The sequence below is a fragment of the Pseudomonas chlororaphis subsp. piscium genome (genome assembly GCF_003850345.1).
GTDB classification, from domain to species: domain Bacteria; phylum Pseudomonadota; class Gammaproteobacteria; order Pseudomonadales; family Pseudomonadaceae; genus Aquipseudomonas; species Aquipseudomonas piscium.
Window position 1 is genome coordinate 3772485 of sequence record NZ_CP027707.1, and the last position, 13394, is coordinate 3785878.

Annotated in this window: 12 protein-coding genes; 9 read left to right on the plus strand and 3 right to left on the minus strand. The window is 66.8% G+C overall.

The annotated features are described in order from the left end of the window. The first annotated feature begins 61 nt into the window (after positions 1 to 61). The 5 genes from hpaD to hpaI all read left to right on the plus strand — a co-directional run bounded on the left by hpaD (position 62) and on the right by hpaI (position 4457). Positions 62 to 919: a 3,4-dihydroxyphenylacetate 2,3-dioxygenase gene (gene hpaD / locus C4K38_RS17215; protein ID WP_025808637.1), complete on the plus strand. Its 858-nt coding sequence runs from the start codon at positions 62 to 64 to the stop codon at positions 917 to 919. Positions 920 to 996: 77 nt separating this feature from the next. Then, the gene (locus tag C4K38_RS17220; RefSeq protein WP_053279424.1) at positions 997 to 1386 is read left to right on the plus strand and encodes a 5-carboxymethyl-2-hydroxymuconate Delta-isomerase; all 390 of its coding nucleotides are present in this window, start codon (positions 997 to 999) and stop codon (positions 1384 to 1386) included. Positions 1387 to 1531: 145 nt separating this feature from the next. Further along, the gene (locus C4K38_RS17225) at positions 1532 to 2839 is read left to right on the plus strand and encodes an MFS transporter (protein WP_053279425.1); all 1308 of its coding nucleotides are present in this window, start codon (positions 1532 to 1534) and stop codon (positions 2837 to 2839) included. Between the two features lie 2 nt (positions 2840 to 2841). After that, the gene (gene hpaH, locus C4K38_RS17230) at positions 2842 to 3645 is read left to right on the plus strand and encodes a 2-oxo-hept-4-ene-1,7-dioate hydratase (RefSeq protein ID WP_053279426.1); all 804 of its coding nucleotides are present in this window, start codon (positions 2842 to 2844) and stop codon (positions 3643 to 3645) included. An 11-nt stretch (positions 3646 to 3656) separates the two neighbouring features. Beyond that, positions 3657 to 4457 carry a 4-hydroxy-2-oxoheptanedioate aldolase gene (hpaI, locus tag C4K38_RS17235; RefSeq protein ID WP_053279427.1) on the plus strand — a complete coding sequence of 267 codons (801 nt, stop codon included), beginning with the start codon at positions 3657 to 3659 and terminating at the stop codon, positions 4455 to 4457. A gap of 152 nt (positions 4458 to 4609) precedes the next feature. On the opposite strand, the gene C4K38_RS17240 is transcribed toward hpaI, so the two are convergent. Together C4K38_RS17240 and C4K38_RS17245 are read right to left on the minus strand one after the other, a co-directional pair. Further along, a complete protein-coding gene (locus C4K38_RS17240; RefSeq protein ID WP_053279428.1) occupies positions 4610 to 5752 on the minus strand; it encodes a glycerate kinase in 1143 nt (380 codons plus the stop codon). Between the two features lie 232 nt (positions 5753 to 5984). Then, positions 5985 to 7115: a sugar diacid recognition domain-containing protein gene (locus C4K38_RS17245; protein ID WP_053279429.1), complete on the minus strand. Its 1131-nt coding sequence runs from the start codon at positions 7113 to 7115 to the stop codon at positions 5985 to 5987. A 182-nt stretch (positions 7116 to 7297) separates the two neighbouring features. Between C4K38_RS17245 and C4K38_RS17250 the strand changes: the two genes are divergently transcribed. After that, entirely contained in the window at positions 7298 to 8608 is a 1311-nt protein-coding gene (locus tag C4K38_RS17250; protein WP_053279430.1) for an MFS transporter, read from the plus strand. Positions 8609 to 8823: 215 nt separating this feature from the next. Beyond that, positions 8824 to 10725 (plus strand): acyl-CoA synthetase, encoded by a 1902-nt coding sequence (locus C4K38_RS17255; RefSeq protein WP_053279431.1) that lies wholly within the window; start codon positions 8824 to 8826, stop codon positions 10723 to 10725. Positions 10726 to 10761: 36 nt separating this feature from the next. On the opposite strand, the gene C4K38_RS17260 is transcribed toward C4K38_RS17255, so the two are convergent. Beyond that, a complete protein-coding gene (locus C4K38_RS17260) occupies positions 10762 to 11172 on the minus strand; it encodes a VOC family protein (RefSeq protein WP_053279432.1) in 411 nt (136 codons plus the stop codon). A 160-nt stretch (positions 11173 to 11332) separates the two neighbouring features. Here C4K38_RS17260 and C4K38_RS17265 point away from each other — a divergent pair, with 160 nt between their 5' ends. Both C4K38_RS17265 and C4K38_RS17270 read left to right on the plus strand, forming a co-directional pair. Then, positions 11333 to 12232, plus strand: a complete 900-nt coding sequence (locus C4K38_RS17265) for a LysR family transcriptional regulator (RefSeq protein WP_038578565.1) — start codon at positions 11333 to 11335, stop codon at positions 12230 to 12232. A 103-nt stretch (positions 12233 to 12335) separates the two neighbouring features. Continuing rightward, a complete protein-coding gene (locus C4K38_RS17270) occupies positions 12336 to 13343 on the plus strand; it encodes an aldo/keto reductase (protein WP_053279433.1) in 1008 nt (335 codons plus the stop codon). Positions 13344 to 13394: the final 51 nt, after the last annotated feature.

Sequence of the window (13394 nt, forward strand, 5' to 3'; positions counted from 1 at the left end):
CGATCGCAGCCTTCGGCAGCGGCTACAAGATCGAACAATAAGATGTTTCAGGAGAAGCACCATGGGCGAAGTCGTCATGGCCGCCAAGGTCTGCCACGTTCCATCGATGTACCTGTCCGAACTGCCGGGCAAGCACCACGGCTGTCGCGAAGCGGCGATCGCCGGGCACAAGGAAATCGCCCGCCGCGCCCGTGAACTGGGGGCCGACACCGCGGTGGTGTTCGATGTGCACTGGCTGGTCAACAGCGGTTACCACATCAACTGCGGCGAGCACTTCAAGGGCACCTACACCAGCAACGAACTGCCGCACTTCATCAAGAACATGGACTACGACTACAGCGGCTGCCCGGCGCTGGGCGAGCTGATTGCCGCCGAAGCCAATGCCGCCGATGTGCGCACCCTCGCCCACAACATCCCCAGCCTGGAGCTGGAGTACGGCACCCTGGTGCCGATGCGCTACATGCACATGGACGTACCGCCGGAGCAGCATTTCCAGGTGATTTCCATCGCCGCCTGGTGCGCCTGGCACAAGCTCGAAGACAGCTTCACCTTCGGCGCCGCGGTGCGCCGGGCCATCGAAAAGAGCGACCGCAAGGTCCTGGTGCTGGCCTCCGGCTCGCTGTCGCACCGTTTCTCCGACGACCGCGAGGCCGAAGCCAACATCCATAACTGGACCCGCGAATTCGACAAGCAGGTGGACCTGCGGGTGGTCGAGCTCTGGCAACAGGGGCGCTTTCGCGAGTTCTGCTCGATGCTCCCGGACTACGCCGAGCACTGCTTCGGCGAAGGCCGGATGCACGACACCGCCATGCTCCTGGGCCTGCTCGGCGGCCCTGAATACAACCGGCCGGCGGAGATCGTCACCGCGCCTTTCGGCAGCTCCGGCACCGGTCAGATCAACGCCATTTTTCCACTCTAGACGCCGCGCCAGCCTCGCCAACCCAGCCCTGGAATTCCAGGGCTGGCCGCCGAAGGTTCGCCCGCAAGGAGGATCACATGCCGCACTTCATCGCTGAATACACCGACAACATCGAGCAGGCCGCCGACCTGCCGGGGCTGTTCGAGAAGGTCCACGACTGCCTCGGGGCCAGCGGCGTATTTCCGCTCGGCGGCATCCGCAGCCGCGGCGTACGCCTGGACACCTGGCGCATGGCCGACGGCAAGCACGACTACGCCTTCGTCCACATGCACCTGCAGGTCGGCGCCGGGCGCGACCTGGCGACCAGGCGCAAGGTCGCCGAGGCACTGTTCGAGATCATCAAGGCGCACTTCGCCGAACTCCAGGCCCAGCGCCTGCTGGCACTGTCGTTCGAGATGAGCGAATTGGATGCCGAGCTGAACTTCAAGCACAACAACGTGCATGAGTTTCTCAAGCGGCAAGCGTGACCTGTAGCCGCTGCCGCAGGCTGCGATAAGGCCGAAGGCCTTCAGCGATCTTGAAGTCGCTGCGGCCGTCCCGGCCGATCGCAGCCTTCGGCAGCGGCTACAGAGTCCGTGCCCTATCGACAAGAACAATAAAGAGGCCCCGCCCATGTCCAGCTCAACCCTAGCCCTGCCCAGCGCCGCGGAGACGTCCGACACCTATCGGCGGATCACCTGGCGCCTGATGCCCCTGCTGTTCACCTGCTACATCTTCGCCCACCTGGACCGCATCAATATCGGCTTCGCCAAGCTGCAGATGACCCAGGACCTGGGCTTCAGCGACAGCGTCTACGGCTTTGGCGCCGGCCTGTTCTTCATCGCCTACGCGCTGTTCGGCGTGCCCAGCAACCTGGCCCTGGACCGGGTCGGGCCGCGCCGCTGGATCGCCAGCCTGATGGTGGTCTGGGGCCTGCTGTCCAGCGCCATGCTGCTGGTGGACAGCGCCGCCGGCTTCTACCTGTTGCGCTTTCTGCTGGGGGTGGCCGAGGCCGGGTTTTTCCCCGGCATCCTGGTGCTGCTCAATCGCTGGTTCCCGGCCAGCCGCCGGGGCCAGGTGACCGCGCTGTTCGCCATCGCCGTGCCCATGGCCGGGGTGATCGGCGGGCCGCTGTCGGGCTGGATTCTCGAAAGCTTCCACGACCTGGGCGGGATGCGCGGCTGGCAATGGATGTTCCTGATCGAAGGCCTCCCGGTGGTGTTCCTCGGCCTGGTGGTACTCAAGGCGCTGCCGGAAAGCATCGACAGCGTCGCCTGGCTGACCGACCAGCAGAAGCAGCAACTGCACGCGGCCCTGAGCCAGGAAGAACAGCACAAGCCGATCACCCACTTCGCCGGCATCCTCCAGGACAGACACATCTGGCTGCTGGTGTGCATCTACTTCGCGGTGATGCTGGCGGTCAACACCATCGCCTTCTGGATGCCGACCCTGATCCACCACGCCGGCATCGCCCGCGACAGCCGCGTCGGCATGCTCAGCGCCCTGCCGTACCTGGCCGGCTGCCTGTTCATGATCGGCGTCGGTCGCTCTTCCGACCGCCTGCGCGAACGGCGCTGGCACCTGAGCGTGCCGCTGCTGATGTCCAGCCTCGGCCTGATCGCCGCCGGCCTGGCCCCGGACAACGCCTGGCTGGTGATGGCCGGGCTGCTGGTGGCCGGCATGGGCGCCAGCGCCGCGCTGCCGATGTTCTGGCAACTGCCGCCGGCCTTTCTCGCCAGCAACACCCAGGCCGCGGGGATCGCCCTGATCAGTTCCTTCGGCAGCATCGCCGCCTTCCTCGCGCCCTACCTGATCGGTGTGGTCCGCGACGCCACCCAGAGCGCCAGCCTCGCCCTCTATGCCCTGGCCCTGCTGATCGCCGGCGGCGCCTGGCTGGTGCTGCGGGTGCCGGCCCTTATCGTCAATCCCCAGGAGAAGTAACCATGCTCAGCACTTCGGACATCCAGCAGGCCGCCGCCCGCCTCGACGCCGCCGAACGCAATCGGGAACAGATCGCCCAGCTGTCGCTGGAGTTTCCCGGCATCACCATCGAAGACGCCTACGCCATCCAGCGCAGCTGGGTGGAACACAAGATCCGCGCCGGGCGCAAGCTGGTCGGGCACAAGATCGGCCTGACCTCGCGGGCCATGCAGGTGTCGTCGAACATCAGCGAGCCGGACTTCGGTGCCCTGCTGGACGACATGCTGTTCGAGGAAGGCAGCGACATTCCCTTCCAGCGCTTTATCGTGCCGCGGGTCGAGGTGGAGCTGGCGTTCATCCTCGGCAAGCCGCTCAAGGGCCCGAACTGCACGCTGTTCGATGTGCTCGACGCCACCGAGTGGGTGATTCCGGCCCTGGAGATCATCGACGCGCGCATCCAGCAGGTCGACCCGCGGACCCAGGTCACGCGCAAGGTGTTCGACACCATTTCCGACAACGCCGCCAACGCCGGGGTGGTCATGGGCGGCCGCGCGGTGCGCCCTGGCGATATCGACCTGCGCAAGGTGCCGGCGGTGCTGTACCGCAATGGGGTGATCGAGGAATCCGGGGTATCCGCCGCAGTACTCAACCACCCGGCCAAGGGCGTTGCCTGGCTGGCCAACAAGCTGGCGGCCTACGACGTCGGCCTGGAAGCCGGGCAGATCATCCTCGGCGGTTCCTTCACCCGCCCGGTGGCGGCCCGCCCCGGCGATACCTTCCATGTCGACTACGATCAACTCGGCAGCATCGCCTGCCGTTTTGTCTGAGGAGGACGCTCATGCAACTGCCGATCAACCATTTCAAGCAACGCCTGCGCCAAGACGCGCCGCAGATTGGTCTGTGGCTGGGCCTGGCCAATGCCTATTGCGCGGAGCTGGCGGCCAACGCCGGTTTCGACTGGCTGCTGCTGGACGGCGAACACGCGCCCAACGACCTCAACAGCCTGCTTGGCCAGTTGCAGGCCATCGCCCCCTACCCGGTGCAAGGCATCATCCGCCCGCCGGTGGGCGACACCGCGCTGATCAAGCAACTGCTGGATATCGGCGCCCAGACGCTGCTGATTCCCATGGTCGAGAGCGTCGAGCAGGCGCGGCAATTGGTGCGCGCCATGCGTTATCCACCGGCAGGCATTCGCGGCGTCGGCAGCGCCCTGGCCCGGGCCTCGCGCTGGAACAGCATTCCCGGTTACCTGGACCAGGCCGACGAGCAGATGTGCCTGCTGGTGCAGATCGAGAACCTCGAAGGCCTGGCCAACCTGGATGCCATCGCCGCCCTGGAGGGGGTCGATGGTGTGTTTATCGGCCCGGCCGACCTCTCGGCGTCCATGGGCCATCGCGGCAACCCGGGACATCCCGAGGTGGTCGCGGCGATCGAGGGCGCCATCGCGCGGATCCGCAAGGCCGGCAAGGCGGCCGGGATCCTCAGCGCCGACCGCACATTGGCGCAGCGCTATATCGAGCTGGGGGCGAACTTCGTCGCCGTGGGGGTGGATACCACGGTGCTGATGAAGGGGTTGCAGGGGTTGTTGGGGCAGTACAAGGAGGTGGCGGCGCCTACCTCGGGTGGTGGGGTTTACTGAAGTTCTGTGGGCGATCCCTGACGGCGCGGGGTGTCAGGTAGAGCTGATCGCGGGCAAGCCTCGCTCCTACAGAAGCCTGTGTCGATCCGCGAAATGGGGAGGACGCAATCCTGTAGGAGCGGCCGGTCGACGCTCGATTGCCCGCGATGACGTCAGCCCTGGCGTGCCGCCAGGCGCCAGACCCGGGCGATGTCCGCCGCCCTGTCCCGCAGCAAGCGCGGTGCCTCGGCGCAGGCCTGCTCCAGGGTCATGGGGCCGGAGGCCAGGGCAAAGGCCGCATCCACGCCGTGCTCATATATCTGCTCGTAGCCTTCGCCCAGGGTCCCGGCGATCACGATCACCGGCACATTGTGCTGCTTGGCTATACGCGCCACGCCAAAGGGGGTCTTGCCACGCAGGGTCTGGGCGTCGAAGCGACCTTCGCCGGTAATCACCAGGTCCGCGCCCTGCACGGCCTCGGCCAGCCCCACCAGCTCGGCCACCACTTCCACTCCTGGACGAAACCGCGCCCCAAGGAACGCCTTGGCGGCGAACCCCAGGCCGCCGGCGGCACCGCTGCCCGGCTCGTCGCGCACGTCCTTGTCCAGCACCTGGGCGGCCTGGTCGGCGAACTGGCCGAGGGCGCGGTCCAGCTGTTCGACCTGCTGTGGCGACGCGCCCTTCTGCGGGCCGAAAATCGCCGAGGCGCCGTGAGGACCACAGAGAGGATTGTTGACGTCGGCGGCGATCTCGAACCGCACCTCGGCCAACCGTGGATCGAGGTTACTCAGGTCGACCCGCGCCACCTGTGCCAGGGCCAGGCCGCCCAAGGGCAAGGCCTGGCCATCGCGATCCAGCAGGCGCACGCCCAGCGCCTGCAAGGCACCGCTGCCGGCGTCGTTGGTGGCGCTGCCGCCGATGGCCAGGATCACCCGCTGCGCGCCGGCATCCAGGGCCGCGCGGATCAACTCGCCGGTGCCAATGGTGCTGCTGGTGCAGGCATCGCGCTGGCCTGGCGGCACCAGTTGCAGGCCGCTGGCCTCGGCCATTTCGATGATCGCGGTCTGGCTCTGCGGCAGCCAGCCCCAGCGCGCGTCCACCGGCACCCCCAGCGGCCCCTGGACCCGGGTGGTGCGCAACTGGCCCTCGCAGGCGTCGAGGATCGACTCCACCGTGCCCTCGCCGCCGTCCGCCATTGGGCACTGGATCAGCTGCGCGTCCGGCCACACCCGCGCCAGCCCGTCGGCGATGGCGCTGGCCACGCCAGAGGCACTCAGGCTGTCCTTGAAGGAGTCGGGGGCGATAATGATTTTCATGGGCTATCTCCGGTTCTTATGGCGCCCATGCTGCCAGTTGGCCGCGACCTTGACCCCGGTCGGCTGCACAAGTGTGGGGCGGCTTTATTGTTCATTGTCACAATCATAGGTGCCAGACGCAGCCCTGTAGGAGCGAGGCTTGCCCGCGATCAAGGCGCCGCGGTGTATCAGGCTCACCGCGGTGTGGCCATCGCGGGCAAGCCTCGCTCCTACAGAATCGCGTGGGGATCGCTTAAGCCGTGGTGGCGGGTGCGTCGGTCTGCGGCAACAGCTGCACCCCCAGGTACAGCGCCAGCATGCCGTCGAGCTTGAGCGGGTCGACGCCGCTGAGTTCGGCGATGCGCTCCATGCGGTAGCGCAGGCTGTTGCGGTGGATGCCCAGGGCGTCGGCGCAGGCCTGGCTCTGGCCGTCGTGGTCGCACCAGCTGCGCAGGGTCGCCAGCAGCTGGCCATTGCTGTCCTTGGCGATGACCTTGCGCAAGGGGCTGAGCAACTCGTCCAGGGCATCGTCATTGCGGTGGCGCCAGAGCATCACCGGCAAACGGAAACGATTGAGGGTCAGCAGCCGCGATTGGGGCAGCACGTCACGGCCATAGGCGAGCAAGTCGCCGACCCGCCGGTAGCAGCGGCGCAGCCCTGCCAGTCCGTCGGCCTGGCCGCCCACGGCGATGCGCAGGATGTTCCAGCCCAGGCTGTCGAGCTTTTCCAGCAGCCGCGGGTTGTCGACGCTCAGGGTCGCCGGCCGGCACCACAGCAACGAGGACTTGGCCGAGCTGACGCACCAGCTGTCCGGGTAACGGGACATCAGCCAGGCACTCAAGGCCTCGACGGTCTGCCCCGCCCCTTGCTCCGGGCCCAGCTCGAACAGATAAGGCGTACGTGGCAGCTGCGGCTTGAGGCCCATCTGCTGCGCCTCGTCCACCAGCCGCGGCGAATCCCCACTGTCGCTGAGCAGCAGCGCCAGCAGGTCGTCGCAACGCTGGCGGCGCCATTGCTGTTCGGCCTGCTGGTGACGCTGGCCCACCAACATCTCGGCGGTCATGCGCACCAGCTCGGCATAGGTGCGCAGCAGTTCCGGCTCGCCGGTGATGCCCAGCACGCCGATCAGCCGCTGGTCGTGCAGCAGCGGCAGGTTGATCCCCGGCTGCACGCCCTTGAGGTGCTTGGCGGTCTGCGCGTCGATCTCCACCACCCGGCCGTTGGCCAGCACCAGCTGTGCGCCTTCGTGGCGGGTGTTGATGCGCTCGGGCTCGCCGCTGCCAAGGATCAGACCCTGGCTGTCCATGACGTTGACGTTGTAGGGCAGGATGGCCATCGTCCGGTCGACGATATCCTGCGCCAGGTCGTGATCCAGTTCGAACATAGCGGCGTGATCCTAAGAAAGCGGGCTCGGGTGCGATGGCGAAGGCTTGTTCACCGGCACAGGGGATGCCGGCAAACCCTGTGCGCCGGCACAAAGACAGCGGCCCATGGGGTGACCGAGACTCTCGGGGCGATCAACGTTAACCTCGCATCGCAAAAAATCATAATAAAGAGAGACACGCCATGTCACAGAGCGCCGCTGCCACCCTGGCCACCGATGACGATAAAAACGCCGTCTACAAGCGCATCACCCTGCGCCTGATCCCCTTCATCTTCATCTGCTACCTGTTCAACTACCTCGACCGGGTGAACGTCGGCTTTGCCAAGCTGCAGATGCTCGATGCCCTGAAATTCAGCGAAACCGTCTACGGCCTGGGCGCCGGGATCTTCTTCATCGGCTACGTGCTGTGCGGCGTGCCGAGCAACCTGGCGCTGAACAAATTCGGCCCGCGGCGCTGGATCGCGCTGATGATGATCACCTGGGGCACGCTGTCGACCTGCCTGCTGTTCGTCACCACCCCGACCCAGTTCTACACTCTGCGCCTGTTCACCGGCGCCGCCGAGGCCGGCTTCTTCCCCGGCGTGGTGCTGTACCTCTCGCAGTGGTTCCCGAGCTTCCGCCGCGGCCGCATCATGGCCCTGTTCATGTCGGCGATCCCGGTCTCCGGCCTGCTCGGCAGCCCGTTCTCCGGCTGGATCCTCAACCACTTCGCCGCGGGCCAGGGCGGCATGGCCGGCTGGCAGTGGATGTTCCTGCTGCAGGGCATCCCCACCGTGATCCTCGGCGCCCTGGCGTACTTCCTGCTCAATGACAATTTCGCCCACGCCAAGTGGCTGAGCCCGCAGGAACGCGCGCTGCTGGAAGCCGACCAGGCCGAAGACGCCGCGCGCAAGCCGCGGACCACCGGCGATTCCCTGGCGGCGGTGTTCAAGAACCCAGCCATCTGGGCCTTCGGCCTGATCTACTTCTGCATCCAGAGCGGCGTGTACGCCATCAACTTCTGGCTGCCGTCGATCATCAAGAACCTCGGCTTCAGCGACAACCTGGTGATCGGCTGGCTCAGCGCCATTCCTTATCTGCTGGCGGCGCTGTTCATGCTGATGGTCGGTCGCTCGGCCGACCTGCGCCAGGAACGCCGCTGGCACTTGGTGGTACCTATGCTGATGGGCGCCATCGGCCTGGTGATCGCGGTCAACTTCGCCGCCAACCCGACCATTGCCATCCTCGGCTTGACCATCGCCACCATGGGCGCCCTCACCGGCCTGCCGATGTTCTGGCCGGTACCGACCGCGCTGCTGAGCGCCGGCGCCGCCGCGGGTGGCCTGGCGCTGATCAACTCCATGGGCCAGATGGCCGGTTTCCTCAGCCCCTACATCGTCGGCTGGGTCAAGGACAGCACCGGTTCCACCGATGCCGCGCTGTACCTGCTGGCCGGGGTGATCGTCAGCGGCAGCCTGCTGGCCCTGCGCATGACCCGCACGCTGAAACGCTGAGCCACGCCTCCGAGCCTGCCACCGGGCCTGCCCTCTGGCGGGCCCGGCTTCCTGGGACAAGCTGCGGGGTTGTCACCGCCTCGCTACAAAAAGCAACAGCCCGCCCGGGCGCCCCCGTGGTATATCGGACAGACATCCGGCCGCGGCAGTTTTCCATTGGCTGGATCGATTGATGACTCCCTCGCAGACCTTACCGAAGGAAGACCCACAGGATCATGACCGCGCCCATCTCCCTCGCCCGCCTGAGCGATATCCAAGCCCTGGAACAGCAGCAGCCCCTGGCCCAGCGCAATCTTCCCGCCAGCACCTATGAACTGTTGCAACGCTCGGCCAGCCGTTTCGGCGAGCGCACCGCCCTGACCTTCCTGCCCCAGGGCAGCCTCCAGGACCAGCCCTGGAACATCAGCTACGCCGAGTTGTTCGCCCAGGTCACCCGCACCGCCAACGCCCTGCACCGGCTGGGCATCCGCCCGGGCAAGGCAGTGTCCTTCCTGCTGCCCAATCTGCCGCAGACCCATTACGTGATCTGGGGCGGCGAGGCCGCCGGGATCGTCAACGCCATCAACCCGCTGCTGGAGCCGGAGCACATCGCCGAACTGGTCCGCGCATCCGGCACCACGGTGCTGGTGACCCTGGCGCCCTTCCCCGGCACCGACCTCTGGCAGAAAGTTGCCAACCTGCGCGAACGCCTGCCGGAGCTGGAAGCCATAGTCACCATCGACCTGGCCAACCTGCTGCCCGAGCCGCAACGCAGCGCGATCAAGAGCCAGCGCCCGGCGATGCCGGAGGGCGTGCTGGACTTCGACACCCTGCTCGCCGCCTGCCCCGCCGACCACCTGGAAAGCGGCCGGGTGATCCAGCCGGACGACATTGCCTCGTACTTCCACACCGGCGGCACCACCGGCACGCCGAAACTGGCGCCCCACAGCCACCTCAATGAAGTGGCGATGGCCGAGATCATTGGCCTGCACGGCGATTACAGCAGCCACGACGTGCTGCTCTGCGGGCTGCCGCTGTTCCACGTCAACGGGGTGATACTCACTGGCCTCGCCGCCTTCCACCGCGGCGCCCGGGTGCTGCTGGCCGGGCCCCAGGGCTACCGCAACCCGACGCTGATCAAGGATTTCTGGCACCTGGTGGAGCGTTACCGGATCAGTTGTTTCAGCGGTGTGCCGACCATCTTTGCCGCCTTGCTACAGGTACCCAACGATGGGATCGATGTCTCCAGCCTGCGTTTTGCGGTGTGCGGCGCCGCGCCGATGCCGGTGGAGCTGATCCGTCAGTTCGAGGCGCGCTCGGGGCTGAAGATCATCGAAGGCTATGGCCTCACCGAAAGCACCTGCGCCACCAGCTGCAACCCACGGGACGGCGAGCGCCGGGTCGGTTCCATCGGCCTGCGCCTGCCGTACTGCGAGGTCAAGATCGCCGTGCTCGACAGCGATGGCCACTACCTGCGCGACGCCGCCAGCGACGAACCCGGTAACGTCTGCCTGCGCGGGCCGACGGTGTTCAAGGGCTATCTGCAGGCCGACAAGAACCAGGGCCTGTGGCTCGACGGCGGCTGGTTCAACACCGGCGACCTGGGGCGCATCGACCGGGACGGCTACATCTGGCTGACCGGGCGCAGCAAGGACCTGATCATCCGCGGCGGCCACAACATCGACCCGCAGATGATCGAAGAAGCCCTGCACCGCCACCCGGCCGTGGCCATGGCCGCGGCGGTGGGCAAGCCGGACATCAAGGCCGGCGAGCTGCCGGTGGTGTACATCCAGCTCAAGTCCGGCGCCAGCGCCGATCCGGCCGAGCTGCTGGAGCACGCCGCGCGCCATATCCATGAACGGGCCGCGCTGCCCAAGGACGTCTGGCTGCTCGAGCAGATCCCCCTGACGGCCGTGGGCAAGACCTTCAAGCCGGCCCTGCGCCTGGACGCCATTCGCCGGGTGTTCGAGGACGAGGTCCGGCAGGTTGCCGAGGGCATCCGCGTCGAAGCCGTCAGCGACGAGCGCCACGGGCAACGGGTGGATATCCATGTGCCCGACCTGGATGAGAGCCGCCGCGCGGCCCTGGACCAACGCCTGAGCGGTTACGCGGTGCGCTACCAGCTGCACTCGGCCTGAGTCGGCGGCGGCCCCGGCAATCGGGGTCGCCGCGCTTCAGTCAGGCGCGCCGCCATCCGCCGCATAGCGATACCCAGGATGCAGGTCGGCGCCCGCCGGTGCATCCAGTTCCAGCACCAGGCCACCCGGTATCTGTACGAAGATCTGCCAGGTGCCGTCCTGCGGCACCTGCGCCACCTGATGCGGCAGGCCGCTGGCCCGGACCCGCTGCAATACCAGCGCGGCATCCTCCTCGGTCCTGAAGGCAATATGGCTGAGCGCCGTCTCGGCGAAGGTCGGTTGCTCGATCACGTGCACCAGCGCCTGCCCGTCCTGATACAACCAGCGCCCGGGAAAGGGAAACGGCGGGCGCCGTCCGGCCTGCAACCCGAGCAAGGCCTGGAAGGCCCGCTGCAAGGTGTCGCCCTCGGAGGTGTTGAAGGCCAGATGATCAAAATTCCAGGTCATGACACACCTCCGCCACCGATAACAGCGGTGCGATCCGGCAAGAATGTAGTGAGCGGTTTCATGAGTTAACCCTGTGCGATGGAAGTGACTGCATATTCACAGCTTGATAATCGAGGAAAAATCCCGGTAAAACGCAAGGATCTTTAAAGGATTTTTAGCAATGAGCTCGATTCTCGACCTTGAAGTCTTCGTCCGCACCGCCGACTCCGGCAGCATTTCCGCCGCCGCCCGCAGCCTGGAGCTGACCCCCGCCGCCGCCAGTATCGCCCTCAAGCGCCTGGAGACTCGCCTGGGCATGCGCCTGCTGGCCCGTTCGACCCGCAGCATGCGCCTCACCGAAGAAGGCCGGCGTTACCTGGACAGCGTGCGCGTGGCGCTGGCGGCCCTGGCGGAGGGCGAACAGGCCCTGAAGCAACAGAGCCAGGGGCTCAGCGGTGTGCTGCAACTGGCGGCGCCGTCGGACTTCGGGCGCAACCTGCTGCTGCCCTGGCTGGACGACTTCAAGCGCGAACACCCGCATATCCGCCTGCAACTCTTGCTCAACGACCGGCACAGCGACCTGTTCCGCGAGACCGTGGACGTCGCCCTGCGCTTCGGCGTACCCAGCGATTCCAGCCTGGTGGCCCTGCCGATCCTGCCCCGGCATCACCGGCTGGCCTGCGCCAGCCCCGACTACCTGGCGCGCCACGGTACCCCGCAAACACCCGCCGAGCTGAGCGAGCACAGCGCCCTCATCTACCTGCGCAACGGCCGCCCCTACAACAGCTGGCACTTCAGCCGGGATGGCGAGGTGCAGGAAGTCCAGGTGCGCGGCGACTACCTCAGCGACGACGGCGAAGTGGCGCGGCGCTGGGCCCTGGCCGGCCATGGCATCGCCTACAAGGCCTGGCTGGATGTGGCCAGCGACATCCGCGCCGGGCGCCTGGTGCCCCTGCTCGGCGATTGGCAAGGCGAAAGCGTGCCGCTCAACCTGCTGTGCCCGCACCGTTTGCAGGTCTCGGAACGGGTGAAGGTGCTGCAAGGCTTTTTGCAGGCCCGCTGCCAGCTGCTGGCGGGATAATTCAGATTGCCCCGCGCGCCCGTTCTGGTATTTGATGGGCGTCCCATGACCGGTCGCTGGCCGCTGTCGCGCCGGCCTTACCTCACGCACAAGGATTTCGTACATGAGCTACCGCATCCTCGGCCATTCCGGGCTGCACGTGTCCCCCCTGACCCTCGGCACCATGATGTTCGGCGAACAGACCAGCACCGAGGATTCCCTGCGCATCATCGACAAGGCCTGGGACCAGGGCATCAACTTCATCGACACCGCCGACGTCTACACCAACGGCCGTTCCGAGGAAATCGTCGGCGAAGCCATCGCCAGCCAGCGTGACCAATGGGTGGTGGCGACCAAGGTCGGCTTCGGTCCCGCCGATGGCGTGCCCAACCGCAGCGGCCTGAGCCGCAAGCACATCTTCAACGGCATCGATGCCAGCCTGACCCGCCTGGGCACCGATTACGTCGACATCTACTACCTGCACCGCGAAGACCACAACACGCCGCTGGAAGTCACGGTGTCGGCCATCGGCGACCTGCTGCGCCAGGGCAAGATCCGCTACTGGGGCCTGTCCAACTACCGCGGCTGGCGCATCGCCGAGGTGATCCGCATCGCCGACCGGCTTGGCGTCGACCGCCCGGTGATCAGCCAGCCGCTGTACAACATCGTCAACCGCCAGGCCGAGACCGAACAGATCACCGCGGCCCAGGCCTATGGGCTCGGCGTGGTGCCCTACAGCCCGCTGGCCCGTGGCGTGCTCAGCGGCAAGTACGCGCCGGATGTCGCCCCCGACAGCAACAGCCGCGCCGGGCGCCAGGACAAACGCATCCTGGAAACCGAATGGCGCGTCGAGTCGCTGCGCATCGCCCAGCAGATCCAGCAGTACACCCAGGGCCGCGGGGTCGGCATGGTCGAGTTCGCCATCGCCTGGGTACTGAACAATGCCGCGGTCAGCTCGGCGATCGTCGGCCCGCGCACCGAGGCACAGTGGGACGCCTACACCAAGGCGCTGGACGTGAAGATCAGCGCCGAGGATGAAGCCTTCATCGATTCGCTGGTCACCCCGGGGCATGCCTCGACCCCGGGCTTCAACGACGTCAGCCACTTCGTCTCCGGACGCACGCCACGCTGATGCCCCCCACAGTGGCGGCCCCTTCCGCGGGCCGCCCGCTGTCGCGCTGCC

Excerpts from the sequence above, each read along its gene's own strand:
- hpaD (WP_025808637.1), top strand. The coding sequence starts at position 62 with ATGGGCGAAGTCGTCATGGCCGCCAAGGTCTGCCACGTTCCATCGATG.
- C4K38_RS17220 (WP_053279424.1), top strand. The coding sequence starts at position 997 with ATGCCGCACTTCATCGCTGAATACACCGACAACATCGAGCAGGCCGCC.
- C4K38_RS17225 (WP_053279425.1), top strand. The coding sequence starts at position 1,532 with ATGTCCAGCTCAACCCTAGCCCTGCCCAGCGCCGCGGAGACGTCCGAC.
- hpaH (WP_053279426.1), top strand. The coding sequence starts at position 2,842 with ATGCTCAGCACTTCGGACATCCAGCAGGCCGCCGCCCGCCTCGACGCC.
- hpaI (WP_053279427.1), top strand. The coding sequence starts at position 3,657 with ATGCAACTGCCGATCAACCATTTCAAGCAACGCCTGCGCCAAGACGCG.
- C4K38_RS17240 (WP_053279428.1), bottom strand. The coding sequence starts at position 5,752 with ATGAAAATCATTATCGCCCCCGACTCCTTCAAGGACAGCCTGAGTGCC.
- C4K38_RS17245 (WP_053279429.1), bottom strand. The coding sequence starts at position 7,115 with ATGTTCGAACTGGATCACGACCTGGCGCAGGATATCGTCGACCGGACG.
- C4K38_RS17250 (WP_053279430.1), top strand. The coding sequence starts at position 7,298 with ATGTCACAGAGCGCCGCTGCCACCCTGGCCACCGATGACGATAAAAAC.
- C4K38_RS17255 (WP_053279431.1), top strand. The coding sequence starts at position 8,824 with ATGACCGCGCCCATCTCCCTCGCCCGCCTGAGCGATATCCAAGCCCTG.
- C4K38_RS17260 (WP_053279432.1), bottom strand. The coding sequence starts at position 11,172 with ATGACCTGGAATTTTGATCATCTGGCCTTCAACACCTCCGAGGGCGAC.
- C4K38_RS17265 (WP_038578565.1), top strand. The coding sequence starts at position 11,333 with ATGAGCTCGATTCTCGACCTTGAAGTCTTCGTCCGCACCGCCGACTCC.
- C4K38_RS17270 (WP_053279433.1), top strand. The coding sequence starts at position 12,336 with ATGAGCTACCGCATCCTCGGCCATTCCGGGCTGCACGTGTCCCCCCTG.